Source organism: Faecalibacterium prausnitzii, assembly GCF_019967995.1.
Classification (GTDB): Bacteria; Bacillota; Clostridia; order Oscillospirales; family Ruminococcaceae; genus Faecalibacterium; species Faecalibacterium prausnitzii_E.
In genome coordinates, this window is the sequence record NZ_CP065377.1 from 2,190,326 (window position 1) to 2,209,448 (window position 19,123).

A 19,123-nucleotide genomic window follows, 5' to 3' on the forward strand; every position below is an offset into this window, starting at 1 on the left:
CCCATTTTTTGAATCAACGTTCTATCGTCAGAAGGAGTATTGCAAAATGGAAAATCAGCAGAATAATTTCCCCGAAGTAAAGCTCGGACAGTATAAAGGGCTGGCCGTCATCCGCCATGTGCGCGGCATTTCCGAGAAGACGCTGGACATCGAGATGGTCCACCAGACCCGGATGCGCGCCACCTACCACAACTCCACCGAGGCCGCGAAGCGCGGCAGCCGGGTGCTGCTGGATTTCGCCGGTTTCATGGACGGCAAGGAGATCCCCGACAGCCGGATGGAGAAGGTCATGGTCGTGCTGGGCGACGGCAAGCTGATGCCTGCCGCCGAGCAGGCCATCTATGGCCACAAGGCCGGTGAGACCTTCCGGTTCGACTTCACCTATCCGGCCGCGTTCCGTGTACCGGAGCTTTCCGGCAAGACGGCGCAGTTCGAGATCACGCTCCACTCTGTGGCCGAGAAGACCACCCCGGAGCTGACCGAGGAGTTCGCACAGTCTGCCGGTTATGCGTCCCTCGCCGCCATGCGGGAGGCCGTCCGCGCCAAAAAGCAGAAGATCCACGAAGACGGTGCCGACCGCGCCGCCGGGCAGAAGCTGCTGGAGATGGCCGGTGCCAACCTGACCGTCACCGTGCCGGAGGCCGTGCTCGACCGCACCGCCGACAACGAGATGAAGCTGCTGAGCCAGCGCCTGAGCCGCAGCGGCATCAGCATGGAGCAGCACTGCAAGAACAGCCGCACCACCGCCGAGGCTCTGCGGGCAGGCTACCGCGCCGATGCTGAGCGGAAGATCCGCACCATGTATGCAGCCCGCGCCATCGCAGAGGCCGAGAACATCACCGTCCAGCCCGAAGAGGTCAACGCCGAATACCGCCGCCTCTCCGTGCAGCAGGACACCCCCGAAGCCGACATCCGCCGTGTGCTGGCCCCGGAGACCGTGGCCGCTGCTCTGGCTGCCCAGAAGGTCCAGCGCTTTTTGCTGGACAACGCCGTCGTGACTTCGGTCATGGACCCGGATAAGGAGTGATTCGATGAGTTTCTTTACGCGCTACGCCATGGATGCGCTGATGAAGACCACCCACCCGGAGATCAACCGCAGACAGTGCTGGAACCTGCACCCGCACCGCACCCCCTGCACGGCCTGCAAGGACATCTGCCCCTTTGGGGATGCGATCTTCACCCGCCCGAATCTCGTCAAGGACTGGGACCCCTGCACCGACTGCGGCCTCTGCGTTTCTGCCTGCCGCAGCGGCTGCATCGCCCCCTCGCCGGAGCAGGTCCAGCGGGATACGGCCCCCGCCGACAGCGACAACGACACCGTCTGGATCGGCTGCGAGAAAAGCACCCGCAAGAACACCCTCGTCCGGGCCTGCGTATCGGCCCTCTCGTGGGAGGCGCTGGCCTACCTGGCCCTGAACAAAAAGGTCGTGCTGGACCTGACCCCCTGCGGCGAGTGCGAGAACGACGTCTGCGCCGAACATCTGCGCAACGAGCTTACCCGTCTGGTGGAATTTTTCGGCCAGCCCCTCTTCGAGGCCCGGTTCACCCTGGCCTACGAGCAGGATGCGGCCCCCTTCCACAGCAAGGAATACTCCCGCCGCGAGATGATGGAGCAGGTGACGGCCGGCTCCAAGGCGGGCACGAAGCAGCTGCTCCGGATGCTGCCCGGCCTGCGGGACGATGACCAGAGCGCGGTGGACTTCCGCCTGTTGCTGCACCAGCGCACCAAGCAGCTGAAAGCCGCCAGCGAAACGCCCCTCAAATACGGCTACCACCTGCCCAATTTCACCCAGAAGTGCTTTGCCTGCGGCCGGTGCGAAAAGGCCTGCCGCGCCGGGGCCATCCGCTTCGAGGATCTGCCCGACGGCCAGACCCGCGCGGTCATCACGCCGTGGAAGTGCAGTGAATGCGGCGTCTGCGTTGCCACCTGCTCCAACGGCGGTCTGGACGGGCTGAAGCTCCGCCAGCTGACCACGCTGGGCCCGGTGAGCGTTTACAAATGCACCAAGAGCCTCTGCAAGGAGTGCGGCAAGCCCATCGCCCCCACCTGCAAGGACGGCATCTGCTCGGTCTGCCGCATCAAGATCCGCACCAAAAAGCGGCAGGAAGAAGCCGTGGCCAAGGCCAAGGAGCGCCAGGCCGAGCGCGAGGCCAAGCGCGCCGCCGAGGAAGCCGCCAAGGCACTGGCGGCGGAAGTCCAGGCCGAGTCGGCTGCTGCAGCTGCAGAAACGGCCCCCGCCGCCGCTGTGCCGGAAGCGCCCGCTGCCGAAACCGAAATGAATTAAAGAATTGACGTCCGCCCGAAAGGATGCTATACTTTCTGTAACCACACGGCTGTGGTCGGGAGGGACTGTTACAAAGGCGTAACGGAAGGATTCCGTTGCGCCTTTTTTGCAATTCCCCGCTGATGGGAAACAGCGCACCCCAGCCGCTGGCGCACACAAAAACACGAAATACGAAGAAAGAGGGATTTTATCATGGATCATTCGATTTCTCGCCGCCAGTTCCTCAAAGCCAGCGGTCTGGCAGCCGCAGGCGCATGTGCAGCCGGTCTGCTGACCAGCTGCGGCGGCAGCTCCTCTGCCGGCAGCACCGGCAGCGCGGCTTCCGGTACGGTGGACACCTCCAAGTACACCATCCTGTACTCCAGCCAGCCCGCCACCCTGAACTACCTGACCACCGCCACCGATCTGGAAATGGTCGTGGGTGCCAACTGCGTGGATACGCTGGTCGAGTACGACAACAAGGGCGTCATGCGCGAAGGTCTGGCCACCAGCTGGGACTGGGATGCGGACACCCTGACCTGGACCTTCCATCTGCGGGAGGAGAACTGGGTGGACAACAACGGCGAAGTCGTGGCCCCCGTCACCGCGCAGGACTTTGTGGACGCCCTGAAGTATGTTCTGACCCCGGACTACGCCTCCTCCAACGTCGGTCTGGTCACCGCCTACATCGCCGGTGCCGATGACTACTACAACTACTACGTCTACCTGAACAACGCCAACACCGGCGTTGTGGACGACGACGGTACCACCTACACCGCCGACGCCAGCGGTCTGGTCACCGTGACCGCTCCGGACGGCACCGCCAGCACCTATGAGCCGCTGGACTTCGACACCGTGGGCGTCACGGCCGTGGATGACCACACCCTGACCTACACCCTGACCTACGACTTCCCCGGCTTCCTGAGCCTGCTGTGCTACCTGCCCTATGAGCCTGCCTACGGCCCCCTGCTGGATGAGATGGGCGACCAGTACGCCACCTCTGCCGAGACCATGTACAGCTGCGGTGCGTTCTATCTGGCGGATTACGAGTCTCTGGAGACCTGGATCATGAAGAAGAACCCGGAGAACTACGACGCCGACAACGTCTTCATCGAGACCATCAGCCGCATCTACAATGCCGAAGCCGCCGTCAACGGCCCGGAGATGATCAAGCGCGGCGAGATCGACGAAGCCACCATCGGTTCCGATATTCTGGACAGCTGGCTGAGCGACGACACCACCAAGAGCATGGTCTCCATGGACCGCCCCAACACCAACTACACCTACTTCTACATGTTCAACTTCATGCCCTACGCCCACGAGTTCTCCAACTGGAGCGTCGAGGGCGTGGACGCCGAGTATGAGCCGGACAACTGGGCCAAGGCCATCAACAACACCAACTTCCGCAAGGCCTTCCTGTACGGCATCAACAACGCCGTCACGCTGGCTGTTTCTGCCCCGGAAGGCTATGACGGCTACAAGCTGAACACCATCACGCCCCCGAACTTCTGCGCCACCACTGCCGGTGTGGACTATACCCAGTGCGGCGACCTGGCCAACATCACCGAGTTCTTCGATGAGGCCAAGGCCAAGGAATTCCGCGATGCTGCCATCGAGGAGCTGACCGCTGCCGGTGCCACCTTCCCCATCAAGGTGCAGCTGCCCTACAACCCCTCTTCCACCGACTGGGACAAGCAGTGCCAGGTCTTCAAGCAGCAGCTGGAGGGTGTGCTGAACGACGGCTTCGACTTTATTGATGTCATCATCACCGAAGGCCCTGCGGACAGCTTCCTGTCCGCCGTCCGCCGCAACGGCAAGTTCGAGTTCCTGCTCTGCAACTGGGGCGCCGACTACTCCGACCCGGAGACCGAGACCGACCCGTTCTATCAGGCCGAGGATTCCCGCGGGATGCGCTATGCATATCTGCGCACCGGCGTGGAAGACGGCTTCATCACCGGCGACACTGCGGACGCCATCATGCAGTACATGACCGCCATCGAGGCTGCCAAGCAGATCACCGATGACATCGACGCCCGCTACAAGGCCTTCGCCGATGCCGAGGCCCTGCTCATCAACAACGCGCTGGTCATCCCGCGCGGCATGAGCGTGCCCGCCTATCTGGCCACCCGCCTGAACTACTGGGAGGGCCAGTACGCTTCCACCGGCTTCTCCAACAAGCGCCTGAAGGGCATCCATGTGCTGGACCACTACATCTCCATGGAGGAGTACGAGGCCAATCGCGACGCCCGCTGATCTTTAACACCTGACAAAAAATGGCTTCCGGCAACTGCCGGAAGCCATTTTTCTGTTGTTCAGCTTCTTTTCTTATTCGAGATTCAGTTTATGCTTCATCAGCCAGCGGGTCAGGCAGAAGTAGGCCGCCGCGAAGGCCGAGGTCACAACAAAGCAGAACAGGTAGCCGGAGACGGCCCCGAACGCTGTGGTCATGGTCTGCATCGGGGTCATTCCATAGGTCACACCGGTCACGTTCACATCGGCCACCCGATAGGTAATGTCCATGAACAGGTTCACGTGGTTCGTGCCCAGCAGCTTGTCGATCTGGTTCTCCACAACGTTCAGGCCGATAAAGGCGAGGATGCCGGAGACCATCCCATACTTCCGGAATGGATGGGCGATCATGCAGGCGGCGTAAACGCAGAGGATGAGGTCGGCCAGCCGGGCCAGATTGATGAGGATGGTCCAGAACGTCACCAGCCAGAACCTCGCGCCCAGTTCCCCATACAGCATCCCCCACAGCTGCTTCCAGCTGTCCCAGTTCACCGTGCCGAGGACTTCCGCGTCCAGCACACCGATGCTGACCATCCCTGTGATGCAGACGATGCCCACCAGACCGCTGCACAGCACCCAGACCATGCTGGTGATGAGCTTGGAGAGGATGAGCTGGGTCTCGGTCACGGGCAGGGTGTGCATCAGGTAGCCTTCACGTCCCAGCAGATTTTTATAAAAGCGCTGGACCGTGCTGACAAAACAGAGCACCGCAATGGCGAAGATGACAGAGAGATAGAGGACCATCAGAATGACTTCGAGCCGCCCGAAATTCGTATGGTCGGCCCCTGCATTTTCCTGCCGGAACGAAACGCCCAGCACCACGCTCAGCAGCGCCAGCGCCAGATACAGCCCGAAGTACAGGCTTTTGGTGGCCTTGAACTCATATTTCAACAATTGCTTCAGCATTTGAATACCTCCCGGAAATACGCATCGACACTCTTGCCCTCAGTCTCGCGGATGTCGTCCACAGCGCGGTGGGCGAAGATTTTGCCGTCCTTCAGGAACACGGCCTCGTCCAGCACCGGCTCGATGTCCTCAATGAGATGGGTGGAGATGACGACCGTTGCGTCCTTGCTGTAGTTGGAAATGATCGTGTTCAGGATATAGTCCCGCGCGGCGGGGTCCACACCGCCGATGGGCTCATCCAGCAGGTAGAGCTTGGCGGCGCGGCTCATAGCCAGCACCAGCTGAACTTTTTCCTTGGTGCCCTTGGAAAGCGTCTTGAGCCGGGCCTTGGGGTCGATGTTCAGCCGGGCCAGCATCTCGTTGGCTTTGGCGGCATCGAACCCGATGTACGCTTTGGCTTCGCAGGGCGTCCCGTAGAAATCCCGGAACATGTTCACCAGCTCTTCCACCCGCATCCAGTCGGGGAGCCAATCGGCATCCGGCAGGTAGGAGACGATCTCCTTCGTCTCCGGGCCGGGGATCATGCCCGCGATCTTCACCACGCCCTCGGTGGGCTGCAGCAGACCGTTTGCCAGTTTGAGCAGCGTGGTCTTGCCGCTGCCGTTCGGGCCCAGCAGGCCGACGATGCGGCCAAAATCAAGGTTCAGGTCGATGCCGTTCAGGGCGGTCTTCTCTTTCCCATAGGCCTTGGTCAGATGTTCACAGGTCAGGATCTTACTCATGCTGTTTTCCCTCCGTTTCGTTCCAGCTGCGCAGCAGCTCTGCCGCCTGCTGGGGCGTATAGCCGATGCTGCGCATTTTTTCCAGAAAATCTGCTGCGATGTTCCGGGCCGCAGACGCCCGCAGTTGTTCGATCAAATCGGTATCCTCCGTTACAAACCGGCCGCTCGTCCGCTCGGTGCGGACCAGGCCCTCGGCTTCCAGCTGGGCCAGCGCCCGCTGCATCGTGTTGGGGTTGACCCCTGCCGCTGCGGCAAGGTCCCGCACCGAGTCGAGGTGCCCGCCGGGCTGGTAGGTGCCCGCCAGAATCCTGGCTTTGAGCCGTTCCACCAGCTGGGCATAGATTGGCCGGCTGGAATCAAACTGTTCGCTCATGGTCTTCTCTCCTTGTGTTACTGTGTTAAGCGCTTAATACAATAATATACGATTTTGGTTTTTTGTCAAGGGGGTTTCTGCATTTTCTTCATTCAAAACGCAAAAAAACCCCCGAAGAGGCCGAACGCTTTTGCGTTCGATTCCCTTCGGGGGCTTTGATTCTTTACGATTCAGCGCGAATCAGCCCTGCTCCTGTGCGGCGCGCTTGGCTTCCAGAGCCAGGATGGCGTCGCGGCGGCTCAGGTTGATGCGGCCCTGCTGGTCGATGTCCGTGACCTTGACCACGATGGCGTCGCCCACGGCCACCACATCTTCCACCCGCTCGACACGCTTGGTGTCCAGCTTGGAGATGTGGACGAGGCCCTCTTTGCCCGGTGCGATCTCGACGAAGGCACCGAAGTTCATCAGGCGGGTGACCTTGCCCTTGTAGATGGCACCGATCTCCGGGTCCTCCACGATGGTCTTGATGGTGAAGATGGCGCGCTTTGCATCCTCCTGATCGACCGCAGAGACGAAGACGTGGCCGTCCTCCTGCACATCGATCTTGCAGTTGCAGGTCGCGCAGATGTCCTGAATGACCTTGCCGCCCTTGCCGATGACGTCCTTGATCTTATCGGTGGGGATCATCATGCTGAACATCTTGGGGGCCCAGCGGCTCAGCTCGTGGCGCGGCTCAGCGATGACAGGCTTGATGATCTCGTCCAGGATGTACAGACGGCCCTTGCGGCACTTCTCAAAGGCCTCGGCGATGATGTCGTAGGTCAGGCCGTCGATCTTGATGTCCATCTGGATGGCGGTGATGCCCTTGCGGGTGCCGCCGACCTTGAAGTCCATGTCGCCGTGGAAGTCCTCGACGCCCTGAATGTCCAGCATGGTCATCCAGCGGTCGCCCTCGGTGATGAGGCCGCAGGAGATGCCGGCGACCGGAGCCTTGATGGGCACACCGGCGTCCATCAGCGCCAGCGTGGAACCGCAGATGGAAGCCTGCGAGGTGGAGCCGTTGGAGCTCAGGACTTCGGACACGCAGCGGATGGTGTAGGGGAACTCCTCCAGAGAGGGCAGCACCGGCACAAGGGCGCGCTCGGCCAGTGCGCCGTGGCCGATCTCGCGGCGGCCGGGGCTGCGGGGTGCGCGGGCCTCGCCGACCGAGTACGGCGGGAAGTTGTAGTGGTGGATGTAGCGCTTGGTCTGCTCATCGGTCAGGTCATCCATGAGCTGGTTGTCCTTGGTGCCGCCCAGGGTGCAGGTGGTCAGCACCTGGGTCTGGCCGCGGGTGAACATGCCGGAGCCATGGACGCGGGGCAGGATGCCCACTTCTGCGGCCAGCGGGCGGATCTCGTTGATGCCGCGGCCATCCACGCGCTTGCCCTCATCGAGCAGCCAGCGGCGGACGACGTACTTCTGCATCTTGTAGCTGACGAGGTCGAGGTCTGCATCGCTCAGGTCGGGGTACTCTGCGGCGATCTTGTCCAGGATGGGCAGCAGCGCGGCATCGCGGACGTTCTTGTCGTCGGTGTCCATCGCAGCCTTGAAGTCGTCCAGATACTTCTCCTTGATGGCATGGAAGACGTCCATATCCAGGCCCACGACCTGGAAGTCGATCTTCGGCTTGCCGCGCTCGGCCACGATCTCGTTGATGAACGCGATGGTCTTCTTGATCTCCACATGCGCCGCCTTGATGGCGTTCAGCATGGTGTCCTCATCGACCTCGTTGGCACCGGCTTCGATCATGACGATCTTGTCCATGGTGGCAGCCACGGTCAGGGCCAGGTCGCTCTTTTTGCGCTGCTCCTGGGTCGGGTTCAGGACGATCTCACCGTCCACCAGGCCGACCTGAACGCCGCCGATGGGGCCGTTCCAGGGGATCTCCGACACAGCGGTGACGAGGGATGCGCCGATCATACCGGCGATCTCCGGGCTGCAGTCCGGGTCCAGGCTCATGACGGTCATGGTGATGCAGACATCGTTGCGCATCTCCTTGGGGAACAGCGGGCGCATGGGGCGGTCCACAACACGGCTGGTGAGGATGGCGCGCTCACCGGGGCGGCCCTCGCGGCGCATGAAGCTGCCGGGGATGCGGCCTGCGGCGTAGAGCTTCTCCTCATACTCGACATTCAGGGGGAAGAAATCCACACCTTCGCGAGGCTTGGGGCTCATGACCACGTTGCACATCACGCAGGTCTCGCCGTAGCGGATGAGGGCGCTTGCGTTGGACAGGCCGCACATCTTGCCCATCTCGACCTTGAAGGGCCGGCCAGCCAGCGTCGTCTCGTAGACCTTGAAGTTCTCAAAGGTCTCTTTGCGGGAACCAAATTCAATTGCCATTTGGTTTGCCTCCTTTGTCCTTTTAGCGGTTTTTATCTTCCAAAAGGCTGCCCGCCGCGCATCATAGCAATAAATCCAGCGCCCGTGCAGACCGCCCCAACGGGCGGGCACAGGCGTTCGATTTACTGCTGCAACACGCAGCAGCGGCCGTTTGTTCCACAAAAAAGCAAAGGGCAGGCACCACAGCTGCGGTACCTGCCCTCTGTTTTCTATTACTTACGCAGACCCAGGGTTGCGATCAGAGCACGGTAACGCTCGATGTCCTTCTTCTGGAGGTAGGCCAGCAGATTGCGGCGGCGGCCAACCATCTTCATCAGACCACGGCGGCTGTGGTGATCGTTCGGGTTCTTCTTCAGATGCTCGTTCAGCTCATTGATGTGAGCGGTCAGCAGAGCGACCTGAACTTCGGGGGAGCCAGTGTCCTTCTCGGTCAGAGCGACTTTGGCCATAACTTCCTGCTTGTTCATAGTAACAGTACCTCTTTATAAAATTTTATTTGCCGTCAGCACAGAATGCGGGAAAAACGGTACTCCCAAAAAATGGGCATACTCCCAGCCCCGTGCTGCGGTAACAAAGCTAGTATAACAGAAACCAACGTAAAAAGCAAGAAAAAATTCTCCATTCTGTGCTTTCTTCTCCGGCTCACGCTCAGGCCTCTGCCCGGAAATACGCCTGCGCCCGCTCGGCTGCATGGTTGATGCAGGCTTTCAGCTCGTCCAGCGTATCGAATTTTTTGCTGGGGCTGAGGTACGCGTGGAACTCCACCACCGGGTCGGTGCCGTAAAGGTCGCCGGAAAAGCCGGGGATGAAGGTCTCGCAGGTCACCTTGGAGGGGTCATCGTTGACGGTAGGCCGGGTGCCAAGCCCGGTGGCCGAGGGATACCAGACATCACCGATCTTCGTGCGGGTGATGTAGATGCCGAAGCGCGGCAGCTGGAAACCCTGCGGGTAGAGCTGGTTGATGGTGGGCACCCCCAGCGTATGGCCGAGGCCCGCCCCATGCTGCACCGCAAAGCGGATGGCGTAGGGCATCCCCAGCATGGCGTTGGCCGCCGGGATGTCGCCGCCCTCCAGCGCCGTGCGGATGCGGGTGGAGGACACCGGCTTTTCCTCAAACTGGGCCATCGGCACCACCACGACCTCCACGCCCAGCGGGGCGCAGAGCCTGCGCAGCAGATCCGGGTCGCCCGCTGCCTTTGCCCCGAAGGTAAAGTTCTCGCCGCAGAACAGTGCCCTTGCATGGCAGTCCTGCACGATGCCGTACACGAACTGTTCCGGCGTCATCGCGCGGATCTCTTCAAAGTCCGGGCAGAGGTAATATTCCACCCCAAGGCTTTCGATCAGGGCGTGCTTGTCCTCGGTGGAGAGCAGGCGCTTGCCCTTCATCTTATTGTCGGCCGGCAGCCGGAAGGTGAACACCGCCGGGGCCGCACCGTGTTCTCTGGCCCACTGGACGGCCCCGTTGATCACGGCACGGTGGCCGATGTGGATGCCGTCAAAAAAGCCCATGGCGACGGCAGTGCCGCCCTCGTGTTCCAGCGCCAGCGGCGAAAGAGAGGATAAGATCTGCATCAAATTTTGTTCCTTTTTGTGTTAGTTTCGCTCCACAAAGAGCTTTTCGACTCGGAGCACTCCGCCCACGATGTTGGCAAGGCCCAGAAACTGCCCGGCCTCGTTCCGGACGCGGTAGCGCCCGTCGGCGGCGGGGTAGCGGCTGGTGGGGCAGCCGTTGTAGAGGTGCTGTTCCACCTTAGGGGCCACCGTCAGCAGCGGCAGCGAGGCAAAGACGCTCTCCACCGGCAGCATCAGCGCTTCCAGCGCCGCAGGGCCTGCGTCCTTTGCCGCCTGGATCTCCTCCAGCGTGTGGGCGTCGGCCTCGGTGTAAACACCGGCGGCCACCCGGCGCAGGGCGCTCATGGTGCCCTTCTGGCCCATGGCGGCGGCGATGTCCTCCAGCAGAACGCGGATATACGTGCCCTTGGAGCAGCGCACCGTCAGGGTGTATTCGTTCTCTGCCGGGCTGCCCTCGTACTCGATGTGCAGGATCTCGATGGGGCGGGCCTTCCGCTCCACCTCGATGCCCTGCCGCGCCATTTTATAGAGCGGCTGGCCGTTGATCTTGACGGCCGAGTACATGGGCGGCGTCTGCATCTGGGGGCCGATGAACTGCGGGAGCACATCCAGCAGCTCCTTCTCCCCTGCCGTGACCGGGGCCGTTTCCAGCACCGTACCGGTGCTGTCGCCAGTATCGGTGCGGGCCCCCAGCCGCAGCACGGCGCGGTAGGCCTTGGTGTGGTCCAGCTGCAGGTCTACGGCCTTGCTGGCCCCGCCGCAGAACACCGGCAGCACCCCGGTGGCCATGGGGTCCAGCGTACCGCTGTGGCCCAGCTTCCGGGTGCCCAGGATGCCCCGCAGCTTTGCGATGACGTCAAAGCTGGTCCAGTCGGTGGGCTTGTCAACGATGAGGATGCCCTGCATTTATTCGCCCTCCTGCGGCTGTTTTTCTGCGTCCAGCACGGCTTCCACCTCAGCCAGGATCGCGCTCTTGGCGTTGTCCAGGTTGCCCAGCAGCTCACAGCCCGCAGCGCGGGTGTGGCCGCCGCCGCCCAGACGCCGCGCGATGGCGCAGGCGTCCACACCCCTGGCGGTGCGCACACTGATGCGGTAGCTGCCGCCGGGCTGCTGACGCAGGGTCAGGCCGACCTTGACGCCCTCGATGCTGATGGGCAGGCTGGTCAGCTCTTCGAGGTCGGCGGGGTCTACGCCGCTCTGCTCGATCTCATCGCGTGTGAGGTAGATGAGGGCGCAGCGACCGTCCAGATGATATTCCAGATGGTTGCGCGCGATCCGCTCCGCCTCCATCCGCTCGCGGGGCTTGGTGTCGAAGAGCAGCGTGTTCAGCTCTTCCACCCGCGCCCCTGCTTCCATCAGTTTGGCCGCCACGATGTGGGTGCGGGCCGTGGTGGAAGAGAACCGGAAGCAGCCGGTGTCCGTGGACAGACCGGTATAAAGGCAGTTGGCGATGTGCGGGGTCAGGTCCACGCCCATGGCGCAGAGCACCTCGTACAGCAGCTCTGCCGCTGCCGCTGCCGTGCCGTCCAGCAGGGTGAACTCGGCATAGCCGCTGTTGCCCGCATGGTGGTCGATGCAGAGATCGACGTGGCGGCTGAACTGCGGCATCCCGTTGTTCTCGCCGAAGAGCTGGAGGCTTGCCACGTCCACGGCCACGACGATCTGAGGTTCGAACTCGCCTTTGTACAGACGCGGGTTGGTAAACGCATACCGGCTGGGAATGGGGTCGGAGCAGAGCACCGCCGCTGTTTTGTCCAGCGCACTGAGCGCGTAGTACAGGGCGCTGCCGCAGCCAACGGTATCCCCATCCGGGTTTTTGTGGCACAGAATCAAAATGTCGTCCGCAGTCAGGAGCTTTTCGGCCATCTGCTGCACATTCAACTGTTCTGTCATCCCATGATCCATCCTTTCCGCAGGCTGTTTATTCCTCGGTCTGCGACGGCTGTTCGCTGTCGCCGTTGACGTTCAGCTCACGGAGCAGCTCATTGATGTGGGCTGCATAGGCTGCGCCGTCATCCTCCACGAAGATGAAGCGCGGAGCTTTGCGGATGTGCATCTTCTTGCTCACTTCGGTGCGCACATGGCCGGAAGCGCGGTTCAGCGCCTCGATGGCGGGCTTGGGGCCGTCGGCACGGCCCATCACGCTCACATAGACCTTGGCGACATCCAGGTCGGGCGTCACATCCAGACGGGTGACGGTCAGCAGACCGCCCTCCAGGCGCGGGTCCTTCAGCCGCCCGATGATGGCGATGAGCTCACGCTTCATATCCTGGGCAAGACGCCCCATATTTTTCTGAGACATTCGGTTTCTCCTTATTTAGTCGCGGTACTCTTCCATCTTGAAGGCCTCGTACACGTCGCCTTCCTTGACGTCCGCAAACTTTGCCAGCGTGACGCCGCACTCGTAGCCCTCGGCCACTTCCTTGGCGTCATCCTTGAAGCGCTTCAGGGATGCGATCTCGTCCTCGGTGATGACGATGCCGTCACGGACGACACGCACCTTGCTGTCGCGGGTGATCTTGCCGCTGGTGACGCGGCAGCCTGCAACGGTGCCGACATTGCTGATCTTGTAGACCTGACGGACCTGCAGCTCGCCCAGCGAGACTTCGCGGAACTTAGGTGCCAGCATACCCTTCATAGCGTCGGTGACATCGTTGATGGCATCGTAGATGACGCGGTACATCCGCATCTCGACCTTGGTGGCAGCGGCTTCTTCCTTGGCCACGTTGTCGGGGCGGACGTTGAAGCCGATGATGATGGCGTTGGACGCATCGGCCAGGTCCACGTCGGACTTGCTGATGGCACCGACACCGGCGTGGATGACACGGACGCGGACCTCGTCGTTGGAGATCTTTTCGAGGCTCTGCTTGACGGCCTCGGCGGAACCCTGTACATCGGCCTTGACGACGATGGCCAGCTCCTTCATATCGTTCTGGGCCATCTGGCTGAACAGATTATCCAGCGTGACCTTCTGGAAGGCAGAGAACTGCTTCTCCTTGGCGGCAGCGATGCGCTGCTCGGCCAGCTCACGGGCCAGGCGCTCGTCGGCAACGGCCTCGAACAGGTCGCCTGCTTCGGGCACGGCGGTCAGGCCGGTGATCTCGACCGGGGTCGAGGGGCCGGCATCGTTCAGCAGCTTGCCCTTGTCGCTGCGCATGGTGCGCACACGGCCCACGGCGGTACCGGCGATGATGACGTCACCGGCATGCAGGGTGCCGTTCTGGACCAGAATGGTGGCGATGGGGCCCTGGCCCTTATCCAGGCGGGCTTCAACGACAGCACCCTTGGCGCGGCGGTTGGGGTTGGCCTTCAGTTCCATGACCTCGGCTTCCAGCGCGATGCGCTCCAGCAGGTCGTTGATGCCCATGCCGGTCAGCGCAGAAACGGGGATGCAGGCGACGTCGCCGCCCCAGTCTTCGGTGATGATGCCGTACTTGGTCAGGCCTTCCATCACGCGCTCCGGGTTTGCGGTGGGCTTATCCATCTTGTTCATGGCCACGATCAGCTTGACGTTGGCGGCCTTGGCGTGGTTGATGGACTCCACGGTCTGGGGCATGATGCCGTCATCGGCTGCAACGACCAGGACCGCGATATCGGTCATGTTGGCACCGCGGGCACGCATGGAGGTGAACGCCTCGTGGCCCGGCGTATCCAGGAAGGTGATGACGCTGTCATTGACCTTGACCTGATAAGCACCGATGGCCTGGGTGATGCCGCCCGCCTCACCGGCGGTGACGTTGGTCTTGCGGATGGCGTCCAGGATACTGGTCTTGCCGTGGTCAACGTGGCCCATGACGCAGACGACCGGCGGACGCTCGACGAGGTCTTCCTGTGCATCCTCTTCCTGCGTGAACAGGCGCTCCTCGATGGTCACATGCACCTCGTGCTCGACCTTGGCGTGGAACTCCTCGGCCAGCAGGGAGGCGGTATCGAAGTCGATGACATCGTTGATGGCGTGCATCTCGCCCATCTGCATGAACTTGGCGATGACCTTGCCGGCCTGCTGCTTGAGGCGGGCAGCCAGCTCACCGACGGTGATCTCGTCGGGGATGGAGACCTTCAGCTGTGCGTTGCGGGCCTTCTCCAGCTGGATGCGCTGCAGCCGCTCGAACTCGGTCTCGCGCTTGCCCTTCTGGAACTGCTGGCGCTGGCGCTGGCCGCGCTGGGTGAACTTCTGCTTGTTGCCCTGCGGGGTCGGCTTGCGGCGGTTCTCGGTGTTCTTGGTGGAGGCCAGATCGTCGTAACGGGCATCAAAGCGGTCCACGTTCACATCCACCGTGCGGGTATCGACGGTGACCTGGCTGTCCTCACGGCGGACAGAGACCGACTGTGCCGGGGCGGTGGCCGCCTTGGCACCGGTCTCACGGGCCAGTTCGCTCAGAGAAACGGTCTTCTCTTCGCGCTTCTTGTGCTGCTCGTTCTTCTTGTTCTTCTGGTTCTGGTTGTTCTGGGGCTCTGCCTTCTTTGCAGGCTGAGCGGGCTGGGCTGCGGGCTTTTCAGCCTTGGGCTCTGCCTTCTTTTCGGCCTTTCTGGGCTGCTCGGCCTTCTTCTCCGGGGCCGGCTGCCGGGCGCTGTTCAGGTAGGCAGACAGGTCTGCCTCGCTGTTGTCCTTGCTGAATTTCTCCAGCAGGTAGTTCAGCTCGTTCTCCTCCAGAGTGGAGCTGTTCTTCTTGCCGGTGCTGCCCATCGCGGCCAGCTCATCCAGGACCTTCTTTGCGGAAATGTTCAGGTCCTTTGCAAAATCGCTCACTTTATATTTTACGGTCATTCGCTCATATCCTCCTCATTTTTGATTGCCCCGCAGTCCGACAGACGGTCAAAGCAGAGCTTTGCGAGGTTGCGGTCGGTCACGGCATACACCGCCACCGGTTTGCGGCTGATATCGGCCAGCCGGTCCTGTGTCAGCGGCATGGTGATCACATCCACGAGGTCACCCACCGCATAATTCAAACGCTGCACGGTTTTGGCGCTGGCGTCGGATGCGGTCATCACGAGCCAGGCCTTGCCCTTGACGCAGGCGTCTTCCACGGCGTCAAAGCCCATGGTCAGCGCGCCCGCCTTGCGGCAGAGGCTGATGGCCTGATACAGGGCTTCCTGCGGGGGCAGGGTGGGCTTTTCGGTCTTTTTAGTCTGCTTTGCCATTCTGCTCCGCCTCCTTTGCGGCACCGGCCAGCTGTTCGGCCAGTGCATCGTACACTTCGGCGGGAACCGGCTGCTCAAAGCAGCGCTCCAGCGCCTTTTTCTTCTTTGCCTTTGCCAGGCAGGCCGGGTCCGGGCAGAGGTATGCGCCGCGGCCGGGCTTTTTGCCCACGAGGTCGATGCTGATCTCGCCGCTGGGCGCGCGCACCACCCGCACCAGCTCCTTTTTGGGGCGGCTGGTCATGCAGCCGATGCACTGGCGGGCAGGGATCTTCTTCTGTGCCATCCGATTTCCCTCCTTCGGCATGGGGCGGCTGCTTATTCTGCAGTCTCCTCGGTCTTGGTCTCTTCGGCCTTGGGCTCTTCCTCACCATAATAACCGCTTTCAGGGCGGATATCAATGTTGTAACCGGTCAGGCGGGCGCACAGGCGGGCGTTCTGGCCCTTGTTGCCGATGGCCAGGCTCAGCTGCTGGTCAGGCACGGTCACGCGGCAGGAGCGGGTCTCGCCGGGCAGCAGCTCGACCTTGAGCACCTTGGCGGGGCTGAGGGCTGCGGAGATGAACTCGGAGACATCCTCGCTCCACTTCACGATGTCGATCTTCTCGCCGCCCAGCTTCTCGACGACAGCGGCCACACGGTCGCCGTGGGGGCCGATGCAGGCAGAAACGGGGTTGACGTTGGGGTCCTTGGACCAGACGGCCATCTTGGTGCGGGCACCGGCCTCGCGGCTGATGGCCTTGACCTCGACGGTGCCGTCGTAGATCTCCGGCACTTCCAGCTCGAACAGACGCTTGACCAGGCCCGGATGGGTGCGGCTGATCATAACGCGGGCACCGCGCTCACCGCTGACGACGTCCACAACGTAGACCTGCAGGGTCTCGCCCTCGGTGTAGGTCTCGCCGGGCACCTGCTCGTTGCGGGGCAGGATGGCCTCGCCGCCCTTGCCCAGGTCCAGGGCCACGATGCCCTTCTCGTTGTCCACACGGGTCACGGTGGCCTGGATGATGTCATGGGCGCGGCTCTGGATCTCGCTCAGCTGCTGGCTGCGCTCGGCCTCGCGGATGCCCTGACGGATGACGTGCTTTGCGGTCTGGGCTGCGATGCGGCCGAAGTCCCTGGTCTTGAGCGGGGTGACGACACGGTCGCCGATCTCGTAGCTCTTGCGCAGCTTCTGGGCCTCGGTCAGGCCGATCTCAGCGTGCTCATCGTACCAATCCTCATCGGCGACGACGTTCTGCAGCAGGGCCACATTGAACTTGCCGGTGGCGGGGTCGATCTCGACCATGACGTTGTCGTCCTCGACCTCGTAGTTCTTCTTGACAGCGATCACGATGGCTGCCTTGATCTTCTCGATCAGGTACTCCGCGGTGATGCCGCGCTCGTGCTCCAGCATGGAGAGAGCTTCAAAAAATTCATTATTAGCAGCTGCCATTTTTCGGGTTCCTCCTAATTCTTTCTCTTTTTCAGTCAAACAGATCCTCGTCGTCGCACAGACGCACGGTGCTGGCGGCCGACGCTTCAAAGTTCACGGTGCCATTCTCCGTCTCGACCGTGATGGTGCTGCCCTCGCGGCCGGTCAGGATGCCGGAAAACTCCTTGGTGCCGTTCTCGTTGGCGCGGAACAGCTTGACGCTGACCTTCTGCCCCTTGACGGCCTCGTAATGTTCCGGGCGGGTCAGCTTGCGGCCCAGGCCGGGGCTGCCCACTTCCAGATAATAGCTCTGCTCAATGGGGTCTGCCTCATCCAGGATGGGGTCCAGCGCATGGGAGACATCGGCACAGGTGTCGGTGTCCATGGTGGTGCCGTCCGTCTTGTCGATGAGGACGCGAAGATACCAGTCCGGCCCTTCCTTTTCAAACACAACGTCCCACAGGCGCAGCCCCATGCCCTCCACGGTGGGGCGGACAAGCGCTTCGACTCTCTGGGCGGTATTGCCGCCAGACTGCTTCGCCATAAAAAACCTCCAAACAAACAAGAAACGCGGACCTTGCGGCCCACGTTCCATAAAAGTTATATCGTACAAATAGAATATACCATACTCCGGCAAAATATGCAAGAGATTTCGTTGAAAAATCTCTTACAGCGCCCAGACACCGTTTTGGAAGAGGGTCACGGTGCGGCCGTCGCGGCATTTGCCGGTGATCTCGCTGTCCTCCGCACCGATCATGACGTCCTCGTGGATGGCCGACTGGTTCATGCCGCGCTCCAACAGTTCCTCCTTGGAAAGGCGGGTGCCGTCGGCCGTGGTGCCGGGATAGCTGGCGCCGAAGGCGATGTGGCAGGCGGCGTTCTCATCGAACAGGGTGCTGTAGAACAGGGCACCGCTGCTGTTGATGGGGCTGGAAGCGGGCACGAGCGCCACTTCGCCGATGCTGCGGGCACCCTCATCGGTGTCCAGCAGCTGACCCAGCAGGTCAGCGCCCTCCTCAGCGCCATGCTCCACGACCTTGCCGTCTTTGAAAGTAACATGGAAGCCCTTGATGAGCTGGCCGTTGAAGACGTAGGGCTTGGTGCCGTAGACAACGCCGTTCACCTTGTCCTTGTGGGGCGCGGTGAAGACCTCTTCGGTGGGGATGTTGGGCAGGAACTCCACGCCCTTCTCGTTCCTGCTGCCGGCGCTCTCCCAGCTGGCCTTGTCGGCCAGACCGACGGTCAGATCGGTGCCGTTGCTGCTCTTGAAGTGGACGCTTTCGAGGTCGAAGGCGTTCATCTTGTCGCGCAGGGTCATCAGGCGGTCGAGGTGTGCTCTCCACTCGCCCACCGGGTCGCCGCCGGTCACACGGCAGACATCGAAGATGAGCTGCCACAGCTTCTCGATGGCCGCATCGGTGTCGAGGTCGGGGAACATCTTCTTCGCCCACGGCGCGCTCGGCATGGCAGCGATGGACCACTGGACCCGGTCGTTCATGGTATACTCCCGCCACGGGGCCATGAATTTCCGGTTGGCGGCGTTCACCCGGCTGATCTTGGCGCTGTCCAGCCCGGCGTAGACCTCCGGATCATCGGCGATGAGGTGCAACACACAGACGCTGCCTTCGCTTTCGGCGTAATCCAGATAGCGGCGCAGCTGGTAAGGCTTGAAGTCCGTCAGGGCCTCCTCGCTGCCCAGTTCCATGCGGCTGCGGGAAACGGCATTGTCGTTCCAGTCCACCTGCACATCCCGCGCCCCGGCCTCAAAGGCGCTGCGGACGCACAGCCGGGCCAGCGGAGCCGCCTCCAGCGAGCAGCGGATGATCAGAGTCTGGCCCGGCTGGGGGTTCACTCCCACCCGGACAACAAAGTCGGCATATTTTTTCAGCAGTTCGTTGAAGTTTTCCACAAAAGTTCCTTTCCGCCGTGTAAAAACGGCACACAGTTGATCTTGTGTCCAGTATACCCTTTTTCCGAGGGGATGTCCACAGCCGAAACAGAAAAAGTGACCGCCCAGCTCCCAACTCGTGCGGTCACTTTTTATAGTTGACATGCCGGAAAGGTGCTGACCGTTTGCCGGGCAGCATTCTCTTCGTCTATTTATACTATACCACAGCCCC

Annotated in this window: 17 protein-coding genes and 1 pseudogene; 3 read left to right on the top strand and 15 right to left on the bottom strand. The window is 61.8% G+C overall.

The window, feature by feature from the left end; genetic code table 11:
• Positions 1-37 precede the first annotated feature (37 nt).
• From tig to I5P96_RS10760, 3 genes and pseudogenes are all read left to right on the top strand, one after another.
• Positions 38-1,027: pseudogene (gene tig, locus I5P96_RS10750) on the top strand (trigger factor); the annotation flags it as partial.
• Positions 1,028-1,031: 4 nt separating this feature from the next.
• A complete protein-coding gene (locus I5P96_RS10755) occupies positions 1,032-2,285 on the top strand; it encodes a 4Fe-4S dicluster domain-containing protein (protein WP_223382047.1) in 1,254 nt (417 codons plus the stop codon).
• A 192-nt stretch (positions 2,286-2,477) separates the two neighbouring features.
• Positions 2,478-4,517, top strand: coding sequence for an ABC transporter substrate-binding protein (locus tag I5P96_RS10760; RefSeq protein ID WP_223382050.1), 2,040 nt, complete (start codon positions 2,478-2,480; stop codon positions 4,515-4,517).
• A 72-nt stretch (positions 4,518-4,589) separates the two neighbouring features.
• Here the strand turns inward: I5P96_RS10760 and I5P96_RS10765 are convergent, their stop codons facing one another.
• From I5P96_RS10765 to I5P96_RS10835, 15 genes are all read right to left on the bottom strand, one after another.
• Positions 4,590-5,459 carry a hypothetical protein gene (locus I5P96_RS10765; protein WP_223382052.1) on the bottom strand — a complete coding sequence of 290 codons (870 nt, stop codon included), beginning with the start codon at positions 5,457-5,459 and terminating at the stop codon, positions 4,590-4,592.
• The gene (locus I5P96_RS10770) at positions 5,453-6,181 is read right to left on the bottom strand and encodes an ABC transporter ATP-binding protein (RefSeq protein WP_097792771.1); all 729 of its coding nucleotides are present in this window, start codon (positions 6,179-6,181) and stop codon (positions 5,453-5,455) included. Before I5P96_RS10770 ends, I5P96_RS10765 begins: the two co-directional genes overlap by 7 nt.
• On the bottom strand, positions 6,174-6,554 hold the full coding sequence (locus I5P96_RS10775; protein WP_097792772.1) for a GntR family transcriptional regulator: 381 nt from the start codon (positions 6,552-6,554) through the stop codon (positions 6,174-6,176). The genes I5P96_RS10770 and I5P96_RS10775 overlap by 8 nt, the downstream gene beginning before the upstream one ends.
• 180 nt (positions 6,555-6,734) lie before the next feature.
• A complete protein-coding gene (locus I5P96_RS10780) occupies positions 6,735-8,879 on the bottom strand; it encodes a polyribonucleotide nucleotidyltransferase (protein WP_097792773.1) in 2,145 nt (714 codons plus the stop codon).
• A 212-nt stretch (positions 8,880-9,091) separates the two neighbouring features.
• Entirely contained in the window at positions 9,092-9,346 is a 255-nt protein-coding gene (rpsO, locus tag I5P96_RS10785; protein WP_005933138.1) for a 30S ribosomal protein S15, read from the bottom strand.
• A gap of 181 nt (positions 9,347-9,527) precedes the next feature.
• The gene (ribF, locus tag I5P96_RS10790) at positions 9,528-10,451 is read right to left on the bottom strand and encodes a riboflavin biosynthesis protein RibF (protein WP_223382054.1); all 924 of its coding nucleotides are present in this window, start codon (positions 10,449-10,451) and stop codon (positions 9,528-9,530) included.
• Positions 10,452-10,472: 21 nt separating this feature from the next.
• On the bottom strand, positions 10,473-11,357 hold the full coding sequence (truB, locus tag I5P96_RS10795) for a tRNA pseudouridine(55) synthase TruB (protein WP_223382056.1): 885 nt from the start codon (positions 11,355-11,357) through the stop codon (positions 10,473-10,475).
• Complete coding sequence (locus I5P96_RS10800) at positions 11,358-12,344, bottom strand: DHH family phosphoesterase (protein ID WP_223382058.1); 987 nt, start codon at positions 12,342-12,344, stop codon at positions 11,358-11,360.
• A gap of 28 nt (positions 12,345-12,372) precedes the next feature.
• Entirely contained in the window at positions 12,373-12,753 is a 381-nt protein-coding gene (gene rbfA / locus I5P96_RS10805) for a 30S ribosome-binding factor RbfA (RefSeq protein WP_097792777.1), read from the bottom strand.
• 15 nt (positions 12,754-12,768) lie between these two features.
• Entirely contained in the window at positions 12,769-15,219 is a 2,451-nt protein-coding gene (gene infB / locus I5P96_RS10810) for a translation initiation factor IF-2 (RefSeq protein WP_223382060.1), read from the bottom strand.
• A complete protein-coding gene (locus I5P96_RS10815; RefSeq protein WP_097792779.1) occupies positions 15,216-15,593 on the bottom strand; it encodes a L7Ae/L30e/S12e/Gadd45 family ribosomal protein in 378 nt (125 codons plus the stop codon). Before I5P96_RS10815 ends, infB begins: the two co-directional genes overlap by 4 nt.
• Positions 15,577-15,876: an RNase P modulator RnpM gene (gene rnpM / locus I5P96_RS10820; RefSeq protein WP_097792780.1), complete on the bottom strand. Its 300-nt coding sequence runs from the start codon at positions 15,874-15,876 to the stop codon at positions 15,577-15,579. The genes I5P96_RS10815 and rnpM overlap by 17 nt, the downstream gene beginning before the upstream one ends.
• A 32-nt stretch (positions 15,877-15,908) precedes the next feature.
• Entirely contained in the window at positions 15,909-17,024 is a 1,116-nt protein-coding gene (gene nusA, locus I5P96_RS10825) for a transcription termination factor NusA (protein ID WP_223382062.1), read from the bottom strand.
• A 31-nt stretch (positions 17,025-17,055) separates the two neighbouring features.
• Entirely contained in the window at positions 17,056-17,547 is a 492-nt protein-coding gene (gene rimP, locus I5P96_RS10830) for a ribosome maturation factor RimP (RefSeq protein ID WP_223382064.1), read from the bottom strand.
• 123 nt (positions 17,548-17,670) lie between these two features.
• Positions 17,671-18,912, bottom strand: coding sequence for an aminopeptidase (locus tag I5P96_RS10835; RefSeq protein ID WP_223382066.1), 1,242 nt, complete (start codon positions 18,910-18,912; stop codon positions 17,671-17,673).
• Positions 18,913-19,123: the final 211 nt, after the last annotated feature.